At 66.5% G+C, this 18,366-nt stretch carries 27 protein-coding genes; 6 read left to right on the forward strand and 21 right to left on the reverse strand.

Annotation, left to right across the window (positions count from 1 at the left end; all coding sequences use genetic code 11):
• Positions 1-15: 15 nt before the first annotated feature.
• The 14 genes from rpsM to rplN are packed head-to-tail and all read right to left on the reverse strand — an operon-like array spanning position 16 to position 6,205.
• Positions 16-381 carry a 30S ribosomal protein S13 gene (gene rpsM / locus AAHB17_RS17180; RefSeq protein WP_342131867.1) on the reverse strand — a complete coding sequence of 122 codons (366 nt, stop codon included), beginning with the start codon at positions 379-381 and terminating at the stop codon, positions 16-18.
• 20 nt (positions 382-401) lie between these two features.
• On the reverse strand, positions 402-515 hold the full coding sequence (gene rpmJ, locus AAHB17_RS17185; protein WP_013106894.1) for a 50S ribosomal protein L36: 114 nt from the start codon (positions 513-515) through the stop codon (positions 402-404).
• A gap of 28 nt (positions 516-543) precedes the next feature.
• Positions 544-762, reverse strand: coding sequence for a translation initiation factor IF-1 (gene infA / locus AAHB17_RS17190; protein ID WP_342131879.1), 219 nt, complete (start codon positions 760-762; stop codon positions 544-546).
• Positions 763-764: 2 nt separating this feature from the next.
• A complete protein-coding gene (secY, locus tag AAHB17_RS17195) occupies positions 765-2,084 on the reverse strand; it encodes a preprotein translocase subunit SecY (RefSeq protein ID WP_342131880.1) in 1,320 nt (439 codons plus the stop codon).
• 35 nt (positions 2,085-2,119) lie between these two features.
• Positions 2,120-2,551 (reverse strand): 50S ribosomal protein L15, encoded by a 432-nt coding sequence (rplO, locus tag AAHB17_RS17200; RefSeq protein WP_342131881.1) that lies wholly within the window; start codon positions 2,549-2,551, stop codon positions 2,120-2,122.
• 15 nt (positions 2,552-2,566) lie between these two features.
• Complete coding sequence (rpmD, locus tag AAHB17_RS17205) at positions 2,567-2,752, reverse strand: 50S ribosomal protein L30 (protein WP_342131883.1); 186 nt, start codon at positions 2,750-2,752, stop codon at positions 2,567-2,569.
• A gap of 11 nt (positions 2,753-2,763) precedes the next feature.
• Positions 2,764-3,282, reverse strand: a complete 519-nt coding sequence (gene rpsE, locus AAHB17_RS17210; protein WP_342131884.1) for a 30S ribosomal protein S5 — start codon at positions 3,280-3,282, stop codon at positions 2,764-2,766.
• A gap of 18 nt (positions 3,283-3,300) precedes the next feature.
• Positions 3,301-3,666: a 50S ribosomal protein L18 gene (gene rplR / locus AAHB17_RS17215; protein WP_342131885.1), complete on the reverse strand. Its 366-nt coding sequence runs from the start codon at positions 3,664-3,666 to the stop codon at positions 3,301-3,303.
• 12 nt (positions 3,667-3,678) lie between these two features.
• Positions 3,679-4,212, reverse strand: a complete 534-nt coding sequence (gene rplF, locus AAHB17_RS17220) for a 50S ribosomal protein L6 (protein ID WP_342131886.1) — start codon at positions 4,210-4,212, stop codon at positions 3,679-3,681.
• Between the two features lie 24 nt (positions 4,213-4,236).
• The gene (gene rpsH / locus AAHB17_RS17225) at positions 4,237-4,632 is read right to left on the reverse strand and encodes a 30S ribosomal protein S8 (RefSeq protein WP_342131888.1); all 396 of its coding nucleotides are present in this window, start codon (positions 4,630-4,632) and stop codon (positions 4,237-4,239) included.
• Between the two features lie 18 nt (positions 4,633-4,650).
• Complete coding sequence (gene rpsN, locus AAHB17_RS17230) at positions 4,651-4,956, reverse strand: 30S ribosomal protein S14 (protein WP_342131889.1); 306 nt, start codon at positions 4,954-4,956, stop codon at positions 4,651-4,653.
• A gap of 8 nt (positions 4,957-4,964) precedes the next feature.
• Positions 4,965-5,504, reverse strand: coding sequence for a 50S ribosomal protein L5 (gene rplE / locus AAHB17_RS17235; RefSeq protein WP_342131890.1), 540 nt, complete (start codon positions 5,502-5,504; stop codon positions 4,965-4,967).
• A 2-nt stretch (positions 5,505-5,506) separates the two neighbouring features.
• A complete protein-coding gene (gene rplX / locus AAHB17_RS17240; protein ID WP_342131891.1) occupies positions 5,507-5,827 on the reverse strand; it encodes a 50S ribosomal protein L24 in 321 nt (106 codons plus the stop codon).
• A gap of 9 nt (positions 5,828-5,836) precedes the next feature.
• Positions 5,837-6,205: a 50S ribosomal protein L14 gene (gene rplN, locus AAHB17_RS17245; protein ID WP_342131892.1), complete on the reverse strand. Its 369-nt coding sequence runs from the start codon at positions 6,203-6,205 to the stop codon at positions 5,837-5,839.
• A gap of 270 nt (positions 6,206-6,475) precedes the next feature.
• Here rplN and proC point away from each other — a divergent pair, with 270 nt between their 5' ends.
• The gene (proC, locus tag AAHB17_RS17250) at positions 6,476-7,303 is read left to right on the forward strand and encodes a pyrroline-5-carboxylate reductase (RefSeq protein WP_342131893.1); all 828 of its coding nucleotides are present in this window, start codon (positions 6,476-6,478) and stop codon (positions 7,301-7,303) included.
• Between the two features lie 3 nt (positions 7,304-7,306).
• Here proC and ubiA read toward each other — a convergent pair whose 3' ends face one another.
• The 3 genes from ubiA to recG are packed head-to-tail and all read right to left on the reverse strand — an operon-like array spanning position 7,307 to position 11,224.
• Positions 7,307-8,164 (reverse strand): 4-hydroxybenzoate octaprenyltransferase, encoded by an 858-nt coding sequence (ubiA, locus tag AAHB17_RS17255; protein WP_342131894.1) that lies wholly within the window; start codon positions 8,162-8,164, stop codon positions 7,307-7,309.
• Positions 8,165-8,169: 5 nt separating this feature from the next.
• Complete coding sequence (locus AAHB17_RS17260) at positions 8,170-9,135, reverse strand: LysR substrate-binding domain-containing protein (protein ID WP_342131895.1); 966 nt, start codon at positions 9,133-9,135, stop codon at positions 8,170-8,172.
• Between the two features lie 16 nt (positions 9,136-9,151).
• Positions 9,152-11,224 carry an ATP-dependent DNA helicase RecG gene (gene recG, locus AAHB17_RS17265; RefSeq protein ID WP_342131896.1) on the reverse strand — a complete coding sequence of 691 codons (2,073 nt, stop codon included), beginning with the start codon at positions 11,222-11,224 and terminating at the stop codon, positions 9,152-9,154.
• Positions 11,225-11,280: 56 nt separating this feature from the next.
• Between recG and queA the strand changes: the two genes are divergently transcribed.
• The 3 genes from queA to AAHB17_RS17280 are packed head-to-tail and all read left to right on the forward strand — an operon-like array spanning position 11,281 to position 14,323.
• Entirely contained in the window at positions 11,281-12,333 is a 1,053-nt protein-coding gene (gene queA / locus AAHB17_RS17270) for a tRNA preQ1(34) S-adenosylmethionine ribosyltransferase-isomerase QueA (RefSeq protein WP_342131898.1), read from the forward strand.
• Positions 12,320-13,492, forward strand: coding sequence for a tRNA guanosine(34) transglycosylase Tgt (tgt, locus tag AAHB17_RS17275; protein ID WP_342131899.1), 1,173 nt, complete (start codon positions 12,320-12,322; stop codon positions 13,490-13,492). Before queA ends, tgt begins: the two co-directional genes overlap by 14 nt.
• Positions 13,493-13,510: 18 nt before the next feature.
• Positions 13,511-14,323: a ProQ/FINO family protein gene (locus AAHB17_RS17280; protein ID WP_342131900.1), complete on the forward strand. Its 813-nt coding sequence runs from the start codon at positions 13,511-13,513 to the stop codon at positions 14,321-14,323.
• Here AAHB17_RS17280 and AAHB17_RS17285 read toward each other — a convergent pair.
• On the reverse strand, positions 14,239-15,324 hold the full coding sequence (locus tag AAHB17_RS17285; protein ID WP_342131901.1) for a serine endopeptidase: 1,086 nt from the start codon (positions 15,322-15,324) through the stop codon (positions 14,239-14,241). The genes AAHB17_RS17280 and AAHB17_RS17285 overlap by 85 nt on opposite strands.
• A gap of 155 nt (positions 15,325-15,479) precedes the next feature.
• Between AAHB17_RS17285 and AAHB17_RS17290 the strand changes: the two genes are divergently transcribed.
• Positions 15,480-16,229: a metallophosphoesterase family protein gene (locus AAHB17_RS17290; RefSeq protein ID WP_342131903.1), complete on the forward strand. Its 750-nt coding sequence runs from the start codon at positions 15,480-15,482 to the stop codon at positions 16,227-16,229.
• Positions 16,230-16,232: 3 nt separating this feature from the next.
• Here AAHB17_RS17290 and AAHB17_RS17295 read toward each other — a convergent pair whose 3' ends face one another.
• On the reverse strand, positions 16,233-16,715 hold the full coding sequence (locus AAHB17_RS17295) for a Crp/Fnr family transcriptional regulator (RefSeq protein WP_342131904.1): 483 nt from the start codon (positions 16,713-16,715) through the stop codon (positions 16,233-16,235).
• Positions 16,716-16,778: 63 nt separating this feature from the next.
• Entirely contained in the window at positions 16,779-17,645 is an 867-nt protein-coding gene (locus AAHB17_RS17300) for a transglutaminase-like domain-containing protein (RefSeq protein WP_342131905.1), read from the reverse strand.
• 123 nt (positions 17,646-17,768) lie between these two features.
• On the opposite strand from AAHB17_RS17300, the gene AAHB17_RS17305 reads away from it, so the two are divergent.
• Complete coding sequence (locus tag AAHB17_RS17305; protein ID WP_342131906.1) at positions 17,769-18,047, forward strand: cupin domain-containing protein; 279 nt, start codon at positions 17,769-17,771, stop codon at positions 18,045-18,047.
• A gap of 39 nt (positions 18,048-18,086) precedes the next feature.
• Here AAHB17_RS17305 and AAHB17_RS17310 read toward each other — a convergent pair.
• On the reverse strand, positions 18,087-18,366 hold a 280-nt coding region (locus AAHB17_RS17310; protein ID WP_342131908.1), incomplete at its 5' end, for an FIST C-terminal domain-containing protein.

Genomic DNA, 18,366 nt, shown 5'->3' on the forward strand with positions numbered 1-18,366 from the left:
TGTCCTTCGAACCGGTTACTTCTTCAGCGACTGCGCGGCCTTGCGCGGACCCTTGCGGGTGCGTGCGTTGGTCTTGGTGCGCTGGCCGCGGACCGGCAGGCCACGGCGATGACGGAAGCCACGGTAGCAACCAATGTCCATCAAACGCTTGATGTTCATGGTGGTTTCACGGCGGAGGTCGCCCTCGATCGTGAACAGACCCACCTGGTCACGGACTTTTTCGAGTTCCGCGTCGGTCAGATCCTTGATTTTCTTGGCGTAGTCGACGCCGCAGGCTTCGCAGATCTTGCGAGCGCGGGTGCGACCGATGCCAAAGATCGCCGTCAGGCCGATTTCGGCGTGCTTGTGCGGCGGAATGTTGATACCTGCAATACGTGCCATGGTGGTCCTCTAAAACTCAATCAGCCTTGGCGCTGCTTGTGACGGGGATCGGTGCAGATGACCCGCACCACGCCCTTGCGCCGAATGATCTTGCAGTTGCGGCACATTTTCTTGACCGACGCCGAAACTCTCATTGCTCTCTCCTAAAAATTCGAAAAAACGTTACTTCGCTCGAAACACGATGCGGGCCCGACTCAGATCGTACGGAGTCAATTCGACCTTCACCTTGTCGCCGGGAAGGATGCGGATGTAGTGCATGCGCATCTTTCCCGAAATGTGGCCAAGGACGACATGGCCGTTTTCCAACTTCACGCGAAAGGTCGCATTGGGGAGGTTCTCAATGACCTCACCCTGCATCTCGATCACATCATCCTTCGACACGCTCAGGCTCCCGGTGCCGCCTTGAAATTCGCCTTCTTCAGCAGCGACTCGTACTGTTGCGACATCATGTAGTTCTGCACCTGGGCCATGAAGTCCATGGTCACAACCACGATGATCAGCAGCGACGTGCCACCGAAGTAGAACGGCACCTTGTACTGCAGGATCAGGAACTCGGGCAGCAGGCACACCAGGGTGATGTACACCGCGCCGGCCAGCGTCAGACGCACGAGGATCTTGTCGATGTAGCGCGCCGTCTGGTCACCCGGACGGATGCCCGGAATGAACGCACCGCTCTTCTTCAGGTTGTCTGCGGTCTCGCGGCTGTTGAATACCAGCGCCGTGTAGAAGAAGCAGAAGAAGACGATGGCGGCGGCGTACAGGCTGACGTAGATCGGCTGGCCCGGCGACAGCATCGCTGCGATGTCACGCAACCAGCGCGTACCGTCACCGGTGCTCACCCAGCTCACCACCGTGGTGGGCAGCAGGATGATGCTCGATGCGAAGATCGGAGGCACCACGCCGGCCATGTTCAGCTTGAGCGGCAGGTGCGACGACTGACCGCCGTAGACCTTGTTGCCCACCTGACGGCGCGCGTAGTTCACCAGGATCTTGCGTTGACCACGTTCGACGAAAACGACGAAGTAGGTCACGAGAACCACCAGGGCCACGATCAGGATCGCCACCAGGATGTTCATCGCACCGGTGCGCACCAGCTCCAGCAGACCGCCCACGGCGTTCGGCAGACCGGCGGCAATGCCGGCGAAGATCAGGATCGAAATGCCATTGCCCAAACCGCGCTCGGTGATCTGCTCGCCCAGCCACATCAGGAACATGGTGCCGGCCACCAGGCTGACCACCGCGATGAAGCGGAAGCCAAAACCGGGGCTCATCACCAGACCGGCCTGCCCTTCCAGTGCCATGGCAATGCCCAGCGCCTGGAAGATGGCCAGCCCCAGCGTACCGAAACGGGTGTACTGCGTGATCTTGCGGCGCCCGGCTTCGCCTTCCTTCTTCAGCTGCTCAAACGTGGGGATCACGTAGGTCATGAGCTGCATGATGATGGACGCGGAGATGTAGGGCATGATGCCCAGCGCGAACACCGTGAAACGCGACAACGCGCCACCCGAGAACATGTTGAACAAGCTCAGGATGCCGCCCTGCTGCCCCTTGAACAATTGCTCAAGTTGCGCAGGATCGATGCCGGGCACGGGAATGTGCGCGCCGATGCGATAGACCACCAAGGCCAGCACCAGGAACACAAGCCGGCGCTTCAGATCGCCGAACTTGCCTGTCTTGGCCAGTGTTGCTGCTCCGCTTGCCACTGAGTGATTCCGTTTCGTTGAGCGGTTCGGAGGATTCAGGCCACGCTGCCGCCAGCGGCTTCGATGGCCTGACGAGCGCCGGCGGTGGCGCCGATGTTCTTCAGGGTCACGGCACGGGTCAGCTCGCCGGTCTTGACGACCTTGACCTTGCGGATCAGTTCGCCAACCAGGCCGGCTTGCTTCAGCACAACCAGGTCAACTTCGGCCACCGTCAGACCATTGAGGTCGGTCAGGGTGATGTCGGCGTTGAACTTGATGGTCTGCGACTTGAAGCCACGCTTGGGCAAGCGGCGCTGCAGAGGCATCTGACCGCCTTCGAAGCCCACTTTGTGGTAGCCGCCAGCACGCGACTTCTGGCCCTTGTGGCCACGACCTGCGGTCTTGCCCAGGCCCGAACCGATGCCACGGCCCACGCGACGCTTGGCGTGCTTGGCGCCTTCGGCCGGTTTGATGGTATTGAGTTCCATGTTCTACAGTCCTGCTTAGAGCACTTTGACCAGGTAGCTGATCTTGTTGATCATGCCGCGCACTGCGGGCGTGTCTTGCAGCTCGCTGGTGCTGTTGAGTTTGCGCAGGCCCAGACCGCGCACGGTGGCGCGGTGCGATTCCTTGCAGCCGATGGGGCTGCGAACCAGCTGGACTTTGACGGTGGTGGTGGTTTGGGTCATGTCAGCTCCAATCAACCCAGGATGTCTTCCACCGACTTGCCGCGCTTGGCAGCCACTTCGGCGGGAGTCGTGGATTGCTTCAGTGCGTCCAGCGTGGCGCGCACCAGGTTGTAGGGGTTGCTCGAGCCATGGCTCTTGGCCACGACGTCGGTGATGCCCAGCACTTCGAACACAGCGCGCATCGGACCACCAGCGATGATGCCGGTACCCTTGGATGCGGGCAGCATCATGACGTTGGAGGCGCCGTGCTCGCCGTGCACAGCGTGCTGCAGCGAACCGTTCTTGAGCGCGACCTTGATCATGTTGCGGCGGGCCTGTTCCATGGCCTTCTGCACGGCCACCGGCACTTCACGCGCCTTGCCCTTGCCCATGCCCACTTTGCCGTCGCCGTCGCCGACCACGGTCAGTGCTGCGAAACCGAGGATGCGACCGCCCTTGACCACTTTGGTCACGCGGTTGATCGCGATCATCTTCTCGCGCAAGCCGTCGTCGTTCGCTTCGTTCTTAACGTTAGCCGTAAATTTAGCCATTTCGTTTATCCCGTCTGATCAGAACTGCAGGCCGGCTTCACGCGCGGCGTCTGCCAGGGCCTTGACTCGGCCGTGGTAGGCGAAGCCCGAACGGTCGAAAGCGACTTTCTCGACACCGGCCGCCTTGGCTTTTTCGGCAATGCGCTTGCCGATGACCTGGGCGGCGGCGGTGTTGCCACCCTTGCCAGACGTACCGATCTGCGCACGCACCTCGGCTTCCGCCGTCGATGCCGAAGCCAGCACCTTGGAGCCGTCGGCAGAGATGACGCTGGCGTAGATGTGCAGGTTGGTGCGGTTCACGGTCAGGCGCACGGCGCCCTGCTGTGCAATGCGCACACGCGTTTGACGGGCCCGACGCAGACGTTGCTCTTTTTTGGTCAACATGATCTGTGGTCCTTACTTCTTCTTCGTTTCCTTGATCGCGACCTTCTCATCCGCATAGCGGATGCCCTTGCCCTTGTAGGGCTCGGGCGGGCGGACGGCGCGAACTTCCGAAGCAATCTGACCCACGCGCTGACGGTCAGCGCCCTTGATCACCACTTCGGTCGGGGTCGGGGTTTCGACCTTGATGCCGGCAGGCATGTCCATCACCACCGGGTGGGAGTAACCCACCGTCAGGTTGAGCTTGGTGCCTTGTGCCTGGGCCTTGTAGCCCACGCCGATCAGGCTCAGCTTCTTTTCGAAGCCCTTGCTCACGCCTTGAACCATGTTGTTCACGAGCTGACGCACGGTGCCCGACATGGCGTTGGCTTCACGGGAATCGTTCACGGGGGCAAAGGACAACGCACCGGCGTTGTTCTCGACCTTGACCAGCACGCTGCCGTTCATTTCCAGGGTACCGAGGGCACCCTTGACGCTGATTGTGTTGGCATTCAGGGCAACTTCCACACCTTGCGGAACCGCCACAGCCAATTTTCCTACACGAGACATTTCAACAACTCCTCAATGCCCGCGTCAGGCGACGTAACACAGAACTTCGCCACCCACGCCATTGGCACGGGCCTTGCGGTCGGTCATCACGCCCTTCGGCGTCGTGACGATCGCCACACCCAGGCCGTTCATGACCTGAGGGATTGCGTCACGGCCCTTGTACACGCGCAGGCCAGGGCGGCTCACGCGCTCGATGCGCTCGATCACCGGGCGACCGGCGTAGTACTTGAGGGCGATGTGGAGTTCGCTCTTGCCACCGTCGGACTTGACTTGGAAGCCGTCGATGTAGCCTTCGTCCTTCAGGACCTGCGCGATGGCGGTCTTGACCTTCGAGGCGGGCATGACCACCGCTTCCTTCGCCACCATCTGGGCGTTGCGGATGCGGGTCAGCATATCGGCGATAGGATCACTCATGCTCATTTGATGTTCTCCTACGGCTTACCAGCTGGCCTTGATGACGCCCGGGATCTCGCCGGCAAACGCCATTTCGCGGATCTTGGTGCGACCCAGACCAAATTGAGAGAAGGTGCCACGCGGGCGGCCGGTGATTTCGCAGCGGTTGCGCTGGCGGGTCGGCATGGCGTTGCGGGGCAGCTTTTGCAGCGCCAGACGAGCAGCGTCGCGCTCTTCGTCCGAACGCTTGGCATCCTTGGACACGGCCTTGAGTTCCGTGTATTTCTTGGCGAACTGAGCGGCGAGTTTTTCGCGCTTGAGTTCACGCTGGAGTAGAGCTTGTTTTGCCACAGGCCACCTCAGTTCTTGAACGGGAAACGGAAACCAGCCAGCAGTGCCTTGCACTCGTCGTCAGACTTGGCGGTCGTCGTGATGCTGATGTTGAGGCCACGCAGGGCATCAATCTTGTCGTACTCGACTTCGGGGAAGATGATCTGCTCTTTGACGCCGATGTTGTAGTTGCCACGGCCGTCAAAAGCCTTGCCCGAAATACCACGGAAGTCGCGCACGCGGGGCAGGGCCACGGTGACAAAACGGTCCAGGAATTCGTACATCTTGGCGCCGCGCAGCGTGACCATGCAGCCGATGGCTTGCTGTTCACGGATCTTGAAGCCGGCGATGGCCTTGCGGGCCTTGGTGACCACGGGCTTCTGGCCAGCGATCTTGGTCAGGTCGCCCACGGCGTGTTCCATGACCTTCTTGTCAGCCACGGCCTCGCTCACACCCATGTTGAGCGTGATCTTGGTGATGCGGGGCACCTCCATGACCGATTTGTAGCCGAACTTCTCGACCAGGCTGGGGGCGATTTTCTCGCGGTAGATTTGTTGAAAGCGTGCCATGTTCAAGCCACCTTGATTTCTTCGCCACTGGACTTGTAGACGCGCACTTTCTTGCCGTCTGCCAGAACCTTGACACCCACGCGGTCGGCCTTGCCGGCTGCCGGGTTGTAAATGGCCACGTTGGACTGGTGGATGGGCATGGTCTTGTCGATGATGCCGCCGGCGATGCCCTTCATGGGGTTCGGCTTGGCGTGCTTCTTGACCAGGTTCACACCTTCAACGACCAGACGCTCTTCATCGGAGCGCAGGACAACCTTGCCACGCTTGCCTTTGTCGCGGCCCGCGATCACGATGACTTCATCACCTTTACGAATCTTGTTCATGGCGATTCCTCAGAGAACCTCAGGGGCCAGCGACACGATCTTCATGAACTTCTCGGTACGCAGTTCACGCGTCACGGGGCCGAAGATGCGGGTGCCGATGGGCTCCAGCTTGGCGTTCAGCAACACAGCGGCGTTGCCATCAAACTTGATCAGGGCGCCGTCGCTGCGACGGATGCCCTTGGCGGTGCGCACCACCACAGCGCTGTAGACCTCGCCTTTTTTGACGCGGCCACGCGGAGCGGCTTCTTTGATGCTCACTTTGATGATGTCGCCCACGCTGGCGTAGCGACGCTTGGAGCCGCCCAGCACCTTGATGCACATCACGGACTTGGCACCCGTGTTGTCGGCAACATCGAGTCGAGATTGCGTTTGAATCATTTGATTTAAGTCCCAACTTGAATCCCGGCAGCCACCACGGCCGCAGGCGATCAGTCTTGGGCCCGTCGTTGCTTGTCAGCCCATGCACTCCAGGAAACATCCTGAAATCCACAAGGCCCGACGCGCTTCGGTGGGCAGAAAACTTCGGTTTTTTAGAACGAAGCCTGTGATTATTGCAGCGCCGCGAGACTCTGTCAAGCGGCTGTGCAGAAAATGTGCAACGGCGACAATGCCGCCACCCGCAACCCCCTCTCTCACAGACCCCCCCCCATGACCGTGACTTCCTCCTCTCCCCTGGCCTTCATCGGCGGCGGCAACATGGCCAGCGCCATCATCGGCGGCCTGCTCAAGCAGGGGCTGCCGGCCACGCTGATCGACGTGGTCGAGCCCTACGCCCCACAGCGTGACAAGCTGCGCGCCCAGTTTCCCGGTGTCACCGTGCTGGAGGCCGCTGGCGCCGAGCTCGCCCGCGCCGCGCTGGTGGTCTGGGCGGTCAAGCCCCAGACCTTCAAGGACGCCGCCCTGGCCTGCGCCGCCCACACCGCCGGGGCCCTGCACCTGAGCGTGGCGGCCGGTATTCGCAGCGACAGCATGGCCGCCTGGCTGGGCACCGACCGCATCGTTCGCGCCATGCCCAACACCCCGGCCCTGGTGGGCCAGGGCATGACCGGCCTCTACGCCCGCCCCGGCGCCAGCGCCGCCGACCGCGCCCAGGTGGAGGCCGTGGTGGCCACCACCGGCGCCCATGTGTGGCTGCGGCAGGAAAGCGACCTGGACACCGTCACCGCCCTCTCGGGCTCGGGCCCGGCCTATGTGTTCTATTTCCTGGAGGCCATGCGCGAGGCCGGCCTCCAGATGGGGCTGGACGCCGCCACCGCCCAGACACTGGCGATCGGCACCTTTGTCGGCGCCTCGGCCCTGGCCCAGGCGTCCGACGAGCCCCCCGAAGTGTTGCGCGAACGCGTCACTTCCAAGGGCGGCACCACCTACGCGGCACTCACGTCCATGGAAACGGCCGGCGTCAAGGCCGCGTTCGTGGCGGCCATGCACGCCGCGCAGCAGCGCGCCAAGGCGCTGGGCGACGAGTTTGGCGGCTGAGGCTCACGCCAGTGTGTAAGCCAGCGCCACGCCGGCAAAGACCGACAAGCCCAGCCAGTGGTTGAGCCGGAAGGCCTTGAAACAGCCTTCGCGGCTGCGGTCCTTGATCAGCGTGACGTGCCAGGCCACTTGGCCCAGGGCCACCAGCAGACCCGCCCACAACGGCCAGCCCCCTGCACGCGGTGCCAGCAGCCAGGCCCAGATGGCGAGGTAGATCAGATAAAAGCCCGTGATGGCGGCGACATCGGCGCGGCCCAGGGTGATGGCCGAGGTCTTCATGCCGATCTTGAGGTCGTCGTCGCGGTCGACCATGGCGTACTCGGTGTCGTAGGCCAGCACCCAGAACAGGTTGCCCAGCAGCAGGCCCCAGGCCAGGGCCGGCGTCTCGCCCTGCGTGGCGGCAAAGGCCATGGGGATGCCAAAACTGAAAGCCACGCCCAGCACGGCCTGGGGCATGGACACAAAACGCTTGGCGTAGGGGTAGACCAGCGTCACCGCCAGGGCGGCGAAGGACCAGGCGATGGCGGCCGCGTTGGTGGTCAGCACCAGGCCAAAGGCCAGCAGGGCCAGCACCGCCCCCACCCCCAGCGCTTCCTTCACGCCCACCCGGCCACTGGTCACCGGGCGCTGGGCCGTGCGCTTGACGTGCCGGTCGAACTCCCGGTCGGCCACGTCGTTGACGCAGCAACCGGCGCTGCGCATGAGGATGGTGCCCAGGGTGAAGACCAGCAACAGGTGCCAGCCCGGAAACCCGCCCGCGGCCACCCACAAGGCGGCCAGGGTGGGCCAGAGCAGCAACAGCCAGCCGGCGGGGCGGTTCCAGCGGATCAGGTCCAGGTACAGAGGCAGTCGGTTCAACATGTCGTTCAGGAAAGGCGGTGGACCCCAGGCAGCTCGCAGCCGTAGATGGCGTTGCGCAGCGCGGCGATGGCTTCGTAGCGGGTGAAGCTGCGCCGCCAGGCCAGCACCACGCGGCGCGTGGGCGCCTCGCCTTCGAAGGGCAGGTAGCGCACATAGGCCGAGTCGCCAAAATCCTGGCCCTGCGTCTGCGAGCCATCGGCACACAGGGCCGACCGCGGCACCGACAGGCGCGGCACCAGGGTGATGCCCATGCCGGCGGCGACCATGTGCTTGATGGTTTCCAGCGATGAGCCCTCGAAACTCTTGCGTATGCCCTCGGCCTCGTTGGAGAAGCGGGCGAACTCGGGGCAGACCTCCAGCACGTGGTCGCGGAAACAGTGGCCATTGCCCAGCAGCAGCATGGTTTCCTGCTTCAGGCCCTCGGCGGTCACATGGCTTTGTTGCGCCAGCGGGTGCGACACCGGCACCGCCGCAAAAAACGGCTCGTCGTAGAGCGGGGCCAGCGCCAGGTTGGTGTCTGGAAAGGGCTCGGCCAGGATGGCGGCGTCGATCTCGCCCAGGCGCAGCTGCTCCAGCAGCTTGACCGTGAAATTCTCCTGCAGCATCAGCGGCATCTGCGGCGTGCGCTCGATCACCTGGCGCACCAGGTCGGGCAGCAGGTAGGGGCCGATGGTGTAGATCACGCCCAGCTTGAGCGGGCCGGACAGCGGGTCCTTGCCCCGTTTGGCGATTTCGCGGATGGACGCCGCCTGCTCCAGCACCGTCTGTGCCTGGCGCACGATCTCCTCGCCCAGCGGCGTCACCGCCACCTCGCTGGCGTTGCGCTCGAACAGCTTGACCTCCAGCTCTTCCTCCAGCTTCTTGATCGCCACGCTCAGCGTCGGCTGCGAGACATGGCAGGCCTCGGCCGCGTGGCCGAAGTGTTTTTCACGTGCCACCGCCACGATGTACTTGAGTTCGGTCAGTGTCATGTTTCCGCCTATCAGGCTACGCCTTCAGATAGTCGGATTTTCCACCCAACCAGCGCTCCGTGTGCCGCTGCGCCAGACCGGCGTGCCGATCCAGCATGAGGGGCGCCCAGGCCCGCGCCCATTCCAGCAGGTGGGTGTCGGTGGCCAGGTCGGCAAAACGCAGCAGCGGCGCGCCCGACTGGCGCGCCCCCAGGAACTCGCCCGGCCCCCGGATCTCCAGGTCGCGCCGGGCGATTTCGAAGCCGTCGTGGGTGTCGGCCATGGCGCGCAGGCGTTCGCGCGCGGTTTCGCCCAGGCGCCCGCCATCGGGCGTGCTGTAGAGCAGCACACAGGCCGAAGCCGCCGCGCCCCGCCCCACCCGCCCGCGCAGCTGGTGCAGCTGGCTCAGGCCAAAACGCTCGGCGTGTTCGATGACCATCAGCGAGGCGTTGGGCACGTCCACCCCGACCTCGATCACCGTGGTGCTGACCAGCACACCCATCACACCTTCGGTGAACAGCGCCATCACCGCCTTCTTCTCGGCCACCGGCATGCGCGAGTGCAGCAAGCCGACCATGACGCCCGGAAGGCTGTCGCTGAGTTCGGCATGGGTGGCGGTGGCGTTGCTCAGGTCCAGCGCCTCGCTTTCCTCGATCAGCGGGCAGACCCAATACACCTGCCGGCCCTGCGCCAGCTGCCCGGCGATGCGCTCAATGAGTTCATCGCGCCGGCTGTCGCTGAGCAGCTTGGTGACGATGGGCGTGCGCCCGGGCGGCAGTTCGTCGATGGTGGACACGTCCAGGTCGGCGTAGTAGCTCATGGCCAGGGTGCGAGGGATGGGCGTGGCCGACATCATCAACATGTGAGGTTCTTGGCCACCCTCTGACATCTTTTCCCGCAGCGCCAAGCGCTGCGCCACCCCAAACCGGTGCTGCTCATCGATGACGGCCAGCGCCAGGTTCTTGAACTTCACCTTGTCCTGGATCACCGCGTGGGTGCCCACCACCAGCTGCGCGGCGCCGCTTTCCACCTGCGCCAGCATCTCGCGCTTCTGTTTGGTCTTCTGGCTGCCGGTGAGCCAGGCCACGGTGATGCCCAGCGGCTCCAGCCAGCCCACCAGCTTGGCGAAGTGCTGCTCGGCCAGGATTTCGGTCGGCGCCATCAGCGCGCACTGCCAGCCGCTGTCGATGGCGATGGCGGCGGCCAGGGCCGACACCACCGTCTTGCCCGAGCCCACGTCGCCCTGCAGCAGGCGGTGCATGGGCACGGCCCGGGCCAGGTCGTGGGCTATTTCCTCGCCCACGCGGCGCTGGGCGCCCGTAAGTGCAAAGGGCAAGGCGGCCAGCAGCCGCTCGTGCAGGCCGCCGGGGCGGGTGCTCAGGGGCGGCGCACGCAGGGCATCGCGGGCGCGTTTGGCGGTCAGCTGCGAGAGCTGCTGCGCCAGCAGCTCCTCGGCCTTGAGGCGCTGCCAGGCCGGGTGGCTCTGGTCCTCCAGCGCGGCCAGGGACACGTCGGACGTGGGGTGGTGCAAATACTGCAAGGCGTCGCGCAGCGTCCAGCCGCGTGTTTCGCGCCCGGGCAGGTCGCGCAGGGCGTCGGGTGGCAAGGTCTCGGACAAATCCGCCCGGCGCAGGCCGCTGAGCACGGCCTTGCGCAGGTAGGCCTGGGGCAGCTGGGCGCTGGTGGGGTAGACCGGCGTCAGGGCGTTGGGCAGTTCGCCGCCCGCGACCCGAAAACTCGGGTGCATCATGGTCCAGCCCAGAAAGCCGCCGCGCAGCTCGCCCCGGGCGCGGATGCGCGCGCCCACCGCCAGCGCCTTCTGGTGCGAAGGGTAGAAGCTGAAAAAACGCAGGGTGCAGACGTCGCTGCCATCGTCGAGCTTGACCAGCAGCTGCTTGCGCGGCCGAAACGTCACCTCGCTGTCGACCACCGTGCCCTCGATCTGGGCGGTGTCGCCCTCGCGCGCGTCGGCCAGCCGCACGATGCGGGTCTCGTCCTCGTAGCGCAGCGGCAAGTGCAGGGCCAGGTCGATGTCGCGCACCAGCCCCAGCTTGCGCATGGCCTTCTGGGCCGGCGACGGGGGTGGGGAAGCGGTGGGGGCATCGGCCATGGGACAATTGTGCCTTCCCGAATTTCTTGGAACGGGTCCGTCCGGCCCTCAAGCCCATGTCCGCTGCGCCTCGTCATTTCTCCGTGAGCGACTTCGATTTCGCTCTCCCCCCCGAACTCATTGCCCAGCACCCCGCGCCCGAACGCAGCGCCTCGCGCCTGCTCGACGGCACCGGCGCCACGCCGCTGGACCGCGGCTTTCGCGACCTCCCCGGCCTGCTGCGGGCCGGCGACCTGGTGGTCTTCAACAACACCCAGGTCATCAAGGCCCGGCTGTTCGGCGAAAAGGCCACCGGCGGCAAGCTGGAGCTGCTGGTCGAACGGGTGCTGCAGGACCACGAGGTGGTGGCCCACATGAAGGTCAGCAAAAAGCCCCGCGTGGGCGACGTGCTGCACATGGTGGGCGGCTTCCAGGCGACCTTGACCGGCCGCTGGCCCGACGAACACGGCCAGCTGTTCCGTTTCAGGTTCTCGGACGAGCCCCACGCCCTGATGGCGGCCCACGGCCACGTGCCGCTGCCGCCCTACATCACCCACGCCGACGACGCCGAGGACGAGCGCCGCTACCAGACGGTGTTCGCCAAGCACCCGGGCGCGGTGGCCGCGCCCACGGCCGCCCTGCACTTCGACGCCGCGGTGCTGGCGGATCTGAAGGCGCGGGGCATCGCCACGGCGGAAGTCACCCTGCACGTCGGCGCTGGCACCTTCCAGCCGGTCAAGACCGAGCACATCGCCGAGCACACCATGCACGCCGAGTGGTACCGCGTGCCGGCCGAAACGCAACAGGCCATTGCCGACTGCCGCGCGCGCGGCGGCCGGGTGGTGGGCGTGGGCACCACCACCGTGCGCACGCTGGAGAGCTGGGCCGCCTTTGGCCAGGCCGAGGGCGACACCCAGATCTTCATCACGCCCGGCTTCCGCTTCCAGGTGATCGACGTGCTGGTCACCAACTTCCACCTGCCCAAGAGCACGCTGATGATGCTGGTCAGCGCCTTCGCGGGCTTTGACCACATCATGGCGCTGTACCGCCACGCCATCGACCAGAACTACCGCTTCTTCAGCTACGGCGACGCCATGCTGCTGACCAGGAACCCCGATGCTGCAATTTGACCTGCTCACCACCGACCCCGACAGCCACGCCCGGCGTGGCGCGCTCACGCTCAACCACGGCGTGGTGCAGACGCCCATCTTCATGCCGGTGGGCACCTACGGCACGGTCAAGGGCGTGATGCCCCGCAGCCTGCACGAGATGGGCGCGCAGATCATCCTGGGCAACACCTTCCACCTGTGGATGCGGCCCGGGCTGGACATCATGAAGAGCTTTGGCGGCCTGCACGGCTTCGAGCAGTGGCACAAGCCCATCCTGACCGACTCGGGCGGCTTCCAGGTCTGGTCGCTGGGGGCCATGCGCAAGATCACCGAGGAAGGCGTGCACTTCGCCAGCCCCGTCAACGGCGACAAGCTCTTCATGTCGCCCGAGGTCAGCATGCAGATCCAGACGGTGCTCAACTCCGACATCGTGATGCAGCTCGACGAGTGCACGCCCTACGAGACCAACGGCCACCTCACCACCGAGGCCGAGGCGCGCAAGAGCATGGAAATGAGCCGGCGCTGGGCGGTTCGCTCCAAGGCCGAGTTCGAGCGCCTGGGCAACCCCAACGCGCTGTTCGGCATCGTGCAGGGCGGCATGTTCGAGCACCTGCGCCAGGAGTCGCTGGAGGCGCTGGTGGAGATGGACTTCCCCGGCTACGCCGTGGGCGGCGTCAGCGTGGGCGAGCCCAAGGCGCAGATGCTGCAGATCATGGCGCACACGCCACACCGCCTGCCGGCCCACAAGCCACGCTACCTCATGGGCGTGGGCACGCCGGAGGACCTGGTCGAGGGCGTGGCCTGCGGCGTCGACATGTTCGACTGCGTGATGCCCACCCGCAACGCCCGCAACGGCACCATCTTCACCCGCCACGGCGACCTCAAGATCCGCAACGCCCGCCACAAGACCGACCCGCAGCCGCTGGACCCCAGCTGCACCTGCCACGCCTGTGCCGGCGGCAGCGGCGTGGCGTGGAACGACGGCGGCCGCGAGGGCTTCAGCCGCGCCTACCTGCACCACCTCGAACGCTGTGGCGAGATGCTGGGCCCCATGCTCAGCACCGTCCACAACCTGCACTACTACCTCAACCTCATGCGCGAGGTGCGCGAAGCCCTGGACGCCGGCCAGTTCAGCGCCTTCCGCGCCCAGTTCAAGACCGACCGCGCGCGCGGCATCTGACCCCACACCCCCCACCCCATGACCACAGAACCCAACACACCCGCCACCGAAGGCGCAGCACCGCAGCCCCCACGCCGGTCCCGAGCCCAGGGCGGCCGCCCCCCCCGTGGCCCACAAGGTGGCCGCGCCCAGGCCGGTGGCCCGCCCACCCGTGGCACCGCCGCCAAGCCCCAGCCGCTGCACCCGGTGCTGGGCCAACTGGCCGAGCTCTACCCGGCGCTCTTTGGCGAGGTGCTGCGCCCGCTCAAGCGCGGCATCTTCCAGGACCTGCTGGCCGCCCAGCCCGAAGCGCTGGACAAGGACGGCCTGAAAGCGGCGCTGGCGCTGCACACCCGCTCCACCCGCTACCTCTCGGTGGTGGCCAGCGGCGCGCCGCGACACGACCTGAGCGGCCAGCCGGTGGAGGCCCTGCTGCCCGAGCAGGTGCACCACGCGTTGGTGGAGGTGTTCCGCCGCCGCCAGACCCGCACGGCCGAGGACCTGCGCCCCAAGTTCCAGCAGCGCGTGGCGCAGGCCTTCGAGCAGTCGGGCCTGAGCCGCGAGGCCTACGCCGAAAAGGTGCTGGGCCGCGACGAACAGGTCAACGCGCTGACGCTGGAGGCCCTGGCCGACGTGGCCGCCCGCAGCGCCCGCGATGAAGCCCTGTGCCGCGCGTTGGCGGCCAGCGGCCTGTCCGAGGCCGAGTTCGCCAGCAGCTACGGCATGCCCCTGCGCGACGTCATGCGGGCGCTGGAGCGCCGCAACGCTCAAGCGCCGGTTGCCACCGCACCCACCGCCGAATCCGCCGGTGCCGCCGATGCGGCGGCCGAGGCCCCACACGAGAAGCAGTAACGCGCGAACGCGTTCTTGCGCGTGCTGCACTGCCCGCAGCGGTCGAACAGGCACAGGCCGCAGTGCGGGCAGAAGTCGGTCTTGCCGTCCTTCATGTCCACCGTGCGTTCGCAGCCCGGGCACACGCTCTTGGCCATGCGCGTCTGCGCCAGGTCGTAGTCCATCTCGCGCTGGCGCAGCGGCGCGGGCTGGGCCTCGGCCAGCTTCTGGCGTTCCAGGTAACGCTGCAGGGCCTGGATGGCGTAACGCCCGCCGACCACCGTGAGCACGATGCCCACGATGTAGCGCACATAGCCACCGTAGCTGGGCAGGTAAGGCACCAGCTCGACAAAAAACGCCACCAGCGCAAAGAGGATGAACCCCCATACAAAGGGCCAGTAGCGACTCTGGCGTTGCCGGGCGAACAGCCAGCCCGCGACCAGCAACAGCGGCAGGGTGAGCGCCAGCCGGTAGCCAAAGACCCGCAGTTCCTGTGCGCGCTGCGCGTCCGCGTAGGCGCTGCGGGCCTGGTCCTGCAGGGTCGCCAGCTCGGCCTGCGCCCGTTGTTGCGCCTGGCGGGCGTTCAACGCGGCCTGCTGCTGACGCTCCACCGCCGCCAGGGCCTCGCGCTCGGCCTGGCGCATCGCGTCCAGCGCCTGGGTGCGCTGGATCAGTTCACCGTCCTGCTCGGGACGCTGGGTCGCGCCGCGCGTGGCCAGCCAGTTGTTGAAGGTCTCGCGCGCGGCCCGGTTGCTGGCCTGGGCGGTCTGGTGGCGCAGCTGGGCCTGCTCCAGCTCGGCCTGCGCCTCGTTCGCGGCGCGGGCAGACGCCTTGATGCCATCCTTGAGCGCGGGCGTGCGCTGCGGGTCCATGAAGTCTTCGAGCGACTGGCGCTGCTCCACCCGCGGCAGGTCGCCCACGATGGTGCTGCCCAGCCCGGTGAGGAACCACGCGAACACCAGCGCCACCAGCCACAGGCCGCGGTGAAACCACTTTTCCGACAGTCGCAGGGTCTTGCTCATGGGCGGGGTCCTTGAAGGAAAGGCTGGCACCAACACGGTGCCCGGCCAGGGGGGACACCAGGCCGGCGCTTTGACGGTATTCTGGCGTACCTCAAGGACACCCCACCCGGTCCCACGCGACACAAGCACCTGTCCATCGATCCAGAGCCCGCACCGTGCGCATCCTGCTCGTTTCCGATCTTCACTACACCCTGCCGCAGCTCGACTGGGTGGTTCGGGTCGCGCCGTCTTTTGAGTTGGTGGTGCTGGCCGGGGACCAGCTCGACATCAGTTCACCGGTGTCGCTGGATGCGCAGTCGGTGGTGATCCTGCGCTACCTGTCGCTGTTGCAGGCGGCCGGCCGGGTGGTGATCAGTTCGGGCAACCACGACCTGACCGGCCCCGACGCGCGGGGTGAACAGGCCGCGCTGTGGCTGGCCGAGGCGCGCGCGGCGGGGGTGCCCAGCGACGGCGACTCGCTGCTGCTGGGCGACACCCTGGTCACGGTGTGCCCCTGGTGGGACGGTCCACTGGGCCGCGCGGCGCTGGAGGCCCAGCTGGAGACCGACGCGCGGCGCCGGCCCGCGCGCTGGGTGTGGATCTACCACTGGCCGCCCCTGGGTTCGCCCACCTGCTGGACAGGCCGCCGCCACTATGGGGATGCCGATGTCGGTGGCTGGATCGCCCAGCACCGGCCCGACATGGTGCTCACCGGCCACGTGCACGAATCGCCGTTCAAGCCCGATGGGGCCTGGGCCGACAGGCTGGGCGACACCTGGGTCTTCAACGCTGGCCGCCAGATCGGCCCCGTGCCGGCACACATCGAGATCGACCTGGCCACCGGAGATGCCGTCTGGAAATCCATGATGGGCATGGAAACCCTGAGCTTGCGCGACGCGGCCAGGCCGGCGCGCAGCGTTTTCTGATCCTCAGTAGTCGGGATCGGGATCGCGCGCGGAGCCCGGTCGGGCCAGCGGGGCCTGGCGCTGGGCCAGTTGCTTCAGCACATCCGACACCATGATCAAGCCCGGCGCGTCCCCATACTGGTGCTTGAGATCGGACAGGTAGCTGGTCACGAAATCGAGGCGCTCGGCCAGGCCCACCGCCACCAGGCGGCTGATCTCGGGATCGCTGGCGATGAAGGCGCGGCCATCCGCGGCGTGGCGCAACAGGCTGGGGGCCGTGGCCTCGACGGTGGCGCCATAGGCCTTGTTCAGCAGCACCGAGATCTCGCCGATCATCGCGCCCGGGCGGTTGACCGCATTGACCAGCTCACCGCCCTTGCGCACCTGCAGCGCACCGCTGACCAGGATCCAGATGCCGCCCGACGGGCTGCCTTCGCGCACCACGACCTCCCCCGCCGCAAACGGGTACGCGGGCAGATGGCGCGAGCGCTCGAGCATGCCTTTCATGGCGGTCATGGTACGCGAAACCCGGGCGCCACCGCTGCCCCGGCCAGGAAAGCCCGGCCCAGCTCAGGCCGGCACCAGCCCGGCGTCGGTGGACAAGGCGTAGGCACTGTGCAGGGGCTCCGGGCTGCCCGCGGCGGGCACGGCACGGATGACGGGCGCCTGCGTCTTGACGCCGCCAAAAATGGTGGCAAAGGCGACGTCGGCGGCGTCGCGCCCGGTGCCGATGCGGATGAAGCCCATGGGAATGCCGGTGCCCGAAGGGTCGAAGATGAACCAGCGCCCGCCCAGGTAGACCTCGACGTAGGCGTGGAAATCGGGTGGACCCAGGGCCGGGTCGGCGCCGTAGTCGGTGCCGGTGGCGATGCGCGCCGGGATGTTGAGCGCACGCAACAACGCGATCATGAGGTGCGCGAAGTCGCGGCACACGCCCACCTGCTCGATCAGGGTATCCACCGCCGAGGTGTTGCCGTTCGTGGTGTTGGAGGTGAAGGTCACGTGGCGCTGCACCCACTGCTGCACCGCCAGCACCCGGCTGTGGCCCTGCCACAGCGTGCCGAAGGCCTGGTTGGACAGGCGGCCCAGGCGGTCGGACTGGCAGTAGCGGCTGGGGTAGATGTAGCCCAGCACCTCGGGCGGAAGCTGCGCCACCGGCACCTCGCCCAGCTGGGTGGGCAACACGCTGTGGTGGTCGATCTCCACCAGGGCGGTGTAGACCAGCTTGAGCGGCCCGGGGCCGGCGTGCAGGCGCAGCAGGCGGTTGCCGGTGCAGCGGTCGGTCTGCAGCAGCGGCGTCAGCGGCTGGCTCAGCCACAGGTTTTCGCTCACCACCCGCTGCTGCGAGGTGAGGGCGGGGTGGATGTTGAGAATGAAGTCGGCACCGAAGGCATCGATGTCGTAGTTCAACTCGATGCGCAAATCGAGGCGGATCATGGTGTGGGCCTGGCGCGATGCGCCCCTGCCCTCCTTGCGTAAAAGAGTGAGTATGCGCCTGTCCTTGCAAGTGCCATGCCCGCGCGGCTGGCAGGGATGAACCGGCGGGCCGAAAATGCCGCCATGAACACCGAAACCTTTGAGGCATTCCAGACACGTTGGCTGGCGCAAGGCTTTGAGGAGGTGCTGGTGCGCGACTGGGCGCCCGACACCGTGCTCGAAACCCACTCCCATCCGTTTGCGGCGCGGGCGGTGGTGACGCAGGGCGAGATGTGGCTGACCGTGGCGGGCCAGACCCGCCACCTTCGCCCGGGCGACACCTTTGCCCTGGAGCGCGACGAACCCCACGCCGAGCGCTACGGCCCGCAGGGCGCCAGCTACTGGGTGGCGCGGCGCGGCTGAGAACACGGCAACGGCCGATGCTCCCGTCGCCCCGGTCTCTCAGGCGGGCTCGGTGAACACCGTCAGCACGCCGGTGTAGCCGTACAGCCGGTGGTGGGCGATTTCACCGCCGGCAAAAAACCCCACCAGCGGCACGTCGCCCAGGGCGCGGCGGATGATCTGCAACTCGGCGCTGGGGCCGCCAAAGTGGGGGCCACCCCGCCCCGCGCAGCTGACGTAGACCGCGCCGCGCATGCGCGGCGCCGACGGGGGGCCGTCGGCGCCGGCGGCCCCGGCCCGCGCGGCCGCCGCGGCCGACAATTCCTCGGGGTGCAGCTCC

Source organism: Hydrogenophaga sp. OTU3427 (assembly GCF_038440225.1).
Taxonomy (GTDB): Bacteria; Pseudomonadota; Gammaproteobacteria; order Burkholderiales; family Burkholderiaceae_C; genus Hydrogenophaga.